The sequence below is a fragment of the Streptomyces sp. NPDC006265 genome (assembly GCF_040613555.1).
Taxonomy (GTDB): Bacteria; Actinomycetota; Actinomycetes; order Streptomycetales; family Streptomycetaceae; genus Streptomyces.
In genome coordinates this window covers 1-4222 of the sequence record NZ_JBEXSH010000798.1, presented here as the reverse complement: position 1 = coordinate 4222, position 4222 = coordinate 1, and the positions used below count along the sequence as shown (strand labels likewise).

The window sequence follows — 4222 nt, the reverse complement described above, 5'->3', positions numbered from 1 at the left end:
GGCCGGTGCGGCGAGTGGGGGCACCCCCTGCTCGAGCGGAGTCGAGAGCGTGGGGGAGCGTGCCGGGCGTCGTGACGGGGCGAACGTTGCCTGCCGCGGCACTAGCACCGGCCGAAGCGGGCCAGGTACTCCGGAAGTCCGGCCGCCGCGTCCCCTGCCCAGCCTACGTAGCCGTCGGGGCGGACGAGGTACAGGCCGGGCCCGTACGCGCCGGGCGCGGGGCCCCGTACGACCGGGATCCGTGCGCCGAGGTCCGGTGTCTGCGCGTCTCCCAGGGCCAGCAGCGTCCAGTGCGGGCCGCGGAACGCGTCGAAGAGCCGGACGCCGGCCACCGTTCCGTCGGGTGCGCGGTCGCCCGCCCGCAGCGTGCCCGGGTCGGTCCGGGTCTCGCGGGTGAGCGGCGACTCCCGGTAGCCGAGTCCGAGTTGGCGGGTCGCCCCGCCGCGCCGGGTCTCGCCGCGGTGCACCCGGGTGGACAGCCCGAGCATCTCGGCGGCGACGGGCCGCCGCTCCTCCTCGTAGGAGTCGAGCAGGGCCGCGTCCGCGCCGTCGCGCAGCACCGCGCCCAGCTTCCAGCCCAGGTTGTAGGCGTCCTGGACGCTGGTGTTGAGGCCCTGGCCGCCGGCGGGGGAGTGCACATGCGCCGCGTCGCCGGCGAGGAAGACCCGCCCGGATCGGAAGCGGTCAGCGAGGGCCGCCCGGGGCCGGAAGTCCGAGGCCCAGCGCAGCTCCGTCACGGACTCAGGCGCGAGGTGCGAGCGGTCGGCGACCACCTTCCGGATGCCCTCCAGGGAGAGGTCCGGTGCCGTCCCCTCGGGGAACTGCGCCACCAGCTGGAAGTCCTCGGTGCCGGCCAGCGGGCAGATCGCGAGGAAGCCGTCCCCCTCACCGGGCGGGAAGACGTGCCAGTTGTCCCGGTCCAGGCCGCTGATCCGGACGTCCGCCACCAGCGTCGGGCTGGGGTCGACCGTCTCGCCCGCCATGCCGATGCCGAGCAGCCCGCGCACGGTCGAGCGGCCGCCGTCCGCCGCCACGGCGTACCGGGCGGTGACGACCTGGCCCGAGGCGAACTCCGCGCGCACCCCGCCCTCGTCCTGCGTCACAGCGACGACCTCCCGGCCGAAGGCCACCTCCCCGCCCAGCTCCTCCAGCCGCGCCCGCAGGATCCGCTGCGTGCGCCACTGCGGCACCATCCACGGCTCGTTGTACGGCGCGCCCTCGCTCGGCTCGACGGCGTCGAACATCCGGTACTCACCCGTCCGCCTGCCGTCCTGCCAGATCTTCCCCACCGGGTAGGTGCCGCCCGCCGCCCGGATCCCGTCCAGCACACCCAGGTCGTCGAAGACCTCCATCGTGCGCGGCTGGATCCCCTTGCCGCGTGAGCCGGGGAACAGTGCCTGAGCCCGCTCCACGACCAGCGCGGGCACACCCCGCCGGGCGAGGTCGATCCCGAGTGCCAGGCCCGTCGGGCCCGCGCCCACCACCAGTACGTCCGTGTCCCTGTCCATCAGCCACCCTCTCCTTAACGTTGTTAAGTAGCTTCGCTTCACGAGGGTCGCCTTAACGGTGTTAAATTGTCAAGCGTGAGTACGGAACGACGCGAGCCACTGGACCGCCGCCGGGTCGCGGACACCGCGCTGCGGCTGCTGAACGAGGTGGGCCTGGACGGCCTGACCCTGCGTGCCATCGCCCGGGAACTGGACGTGAAGGCGCCCGCCCTCTACTGGCACTTCAAGGACAAGCAGGCGCTGCTCGACGAGATGGCGACGGAGATGTACCGCCGGATGGTCGCCGGGACCGCCCTCGCCCCGGACGACAGCTGGCAGGACCGGCTGCTCAGGGCCAACCGGGGCCTGCGCACGGCCCTGCTCGCCTACCGGGACGGCGCGAAGGTGTTCAGCGGCTCACGCTTCACCGGCATCGAGCACGCCGGGCCGATGGAGGACAACCTGCGCCTGTTCACGGCCGCCGGGTTCACCCTCGCCCAGGCGGCCCGCGCGCTCACCACCGCGTACCTGTACACCCTGGGGTTCGTCACCGAGGAGCAGGGCGTCCAGCCGCTGCCGGGCGAGCGCCGAGAGGGCTACGACCTGGACGAACGCGCCCGCCTGATGGCCGACTTTCCCTTGTCGGCCCAGGCAGGCGCGGAGATCTTCGAGGACTACGACCGGCACTTCGAGGAGGGACTCGCCCTCGTGATCGGGGGGATCGGGGCGCGCTACGGGGTCTCATGACGGGGTCCGGCGCGTCAGGACCGTTTCGCGCGGGCCCGCCGTACGGCCCGGGTGAGCACAGGCGGCAGCAGGTCCTTGGCGAGCCGGCGGGCCCGGGACGGGGCGGGCCGGGCCGGGCGTGCCGCCCGCGTCTCGGTGACCGTGGGGGCGGCCGCCGGTGCGGGCGCCGGTGCCACGTAGTGCCGTGAGGGCGGGAAGGACGGCGGCTTCATACCCCGCGAGCGGGTCCGGATCAGCCGGTGCCCGGCCGCCTCCTGCACGCTCAGCCCGATGTCCGAGCGCTGCCGCAGCATCTCCAGCAGTTCCTCCTGGAGCGGCCCGGGGTCGCCCCAGGAGGCGTACATCTTCTGCGTGCTGAGGCAGATCGGGCGCAGACCGCGGTTGAGGACGGCCTCCCAGGCGGCGACCGAGACACCAGGGGTGTGCTCGGAGCGGAAGTCGTCGAGGACCACGACCCCCTCGGGCAGCAGGATGTCGTGGGCCGCGCCGATGTCGCCGTACACGTGCTCGTACAGGTGCGAGGCGTCGATGTGGATGAAGCGGCAGGTGTCCGGGGCCACCTTCTGGTCCACCAGGGAACTCGGGCCGGTGATCACCGTCGGCAGGGCGTCGTGGAAGGAGAGGTAGTTCCGCTGGAAGGCCTGCTGGGTGAGCGAGGCGTACGACTGCGAGGACTCCGTCTTGTTGGCCTCGTCCGGGGCGTCGCCCTCGAACAGGTCGCAGACGGTGAACAGCTCGCCGTCCTGGAGGTGACGGCCGAGGAGGATCGCGCTCTTGCCCATGTAGACGCCCAGTTCGAGCAGGTCGCCCTTGGTGCCGGCCTTCTTCTGCTGTTCGAGGAACCAGGTGAACAGCGTCTGGTCCAGGGGCGGGAACCAGCCCGGGACGTCGGCGAGCTCGCCGGGGTGCTTGTCGGTTGCCTGCGCGTTGGTCATGAGACGAGCCTTCTCTCTGAGGCTTGCCCGAACCGACGGCCGGTTGAACGTCCCGTGAACAGGGTCAGCGGGTCTTCGCCAGCGCCGTCCGCAGCCGGGGCGTCAGCGACTGCTCCACATAGTTGTTCAGCAGCCACGCCAGCAGCAGCATTGACGCCACCGTGAGCGCGAACGTCACCCCGGAGGGCAGCCCCAGACCGCGGTGCAGGGCGTGGATCACCACCCAGCCGAGATGCTCGTGGACCAGGTAGAAGGGGTACGTCAGCGCGCCCGCGACGGTCAGCCACCGCCAGTTCACCCGGCCCAGCAGGCCCAGCGCGATCGCGGCGACCGCCACGAAGCCGAACGTGACGACGGCGATGATCCCGAACGAGGATCGGTAGGAGAACGCCTCCGGGTTCGGGGCGTGCCACAGCCCCTGCACCGCGTAGTGCTGGCCGATCAGCCAGCTGACGGCCACGATGCCCCACCCGTGGACGTCCCGCCGGTCGCGGTGCACGAGGTAGAGGCCGACACCGCCGATGAAGAAGGGCGCGTACTCGGGCATCAGGACGATGTCGAGCAGCGGCATGCTCGCGTTCTGAGCGATCACCGCGGCCAGCATCCAGCCCGCGCAGAACATGATCACCCGGCGGCGGTTCGCCCCGGGCAGCACGACGCACAGGGCGAACAGGGCGTAGAAGCGGACCTCCGCCCACAGGGTCCAGCACACCCCGAGCACCCGGTCGACGCCCAGGGGCATCTGGAGCATCGTCAGATTCACCAGGGCGTCGCTCGGCGACACGGCCTGGTAGGCGACCACCGGCAGTGCGAAGACGCCGGTCACCAGCAGGACGGCCGCCCAGTAGGCGGGCAGCAGCCGGGAGGCGCGGGAGGCGAAGAACGACGTCAGGGGACGGCCCCAGCCGCTCATGCAGATCACGAAACCGCTGATCACGAAGAACACCTGGACGCCGAGGCAGCCGTAGGCGAACAGCGAGTGCAGGGTGGGGAACTGGTCCCTGGGCGAGGTGCCCCACGCCTGGGCGACCTCACCGTCGCGTCCGCCGTAGT

Annotated in this window: 4 protein-coding genes; 1 reads left to right on the top strand and 3 read right to left on the bottom strand. The window is 72.0% G+C overall.

The features are described 5' to 3' along the window. Positions 1 to 101 precede the first annotated feature (101 nt). Positions 102 to 1508: an FAD-dependent oxidoreductase gene (locus ABZ281_RS40165; protein WP_356662921.1), complete on the bottom strand. Its 1407-nt coding sequence runs from the start codon at positions 1506 to 1508 to the stop codon at positions 102 to 104. A 75-nt stretch (positions 1509 to 1583) separates the two neighbouring features. Here ABZ281_RS40165 and ABZ281_RS40160 point away from each other — a divergent pair, with 75 nt between their 5' ends. Next, complete coding sequence (locus ABZ281_RS40160; RefSeq protein ID WP_356662920.1) at positions 1584 to 2234, top strand: TetR/AcrR family transcriptional regulator C-terminal domain-containing protein; 651 nt, start codon at positions 1584 to 1586, stop codon at positions 2232 to 2234. Between the two features lie 14 nt (positions 2235 to 2248). Here the strand turns inward: ABZ281_RS40160 and ABZ281_RS40155 are convergent, their stop codons facing one another. After that, entirely contained in the window at positions 2249 to 3169 is a 921-nt protein-coding gene (locus tag ABZ281_RS40155) for a class I SAM-dependent methyltransferase (RefSeq protein ID WP_356662919.1), read from the bottom strand. 64 nt (positions 3170 to 3233) lie between these two features. Beyond that, the coding region (locus tag ABZ281_RS40150) for an acyltransferase (protein ID WP_356662918.1) at positions 3234 to 4222 on the bottom strand (989 nt) is incomplete at its 5' end.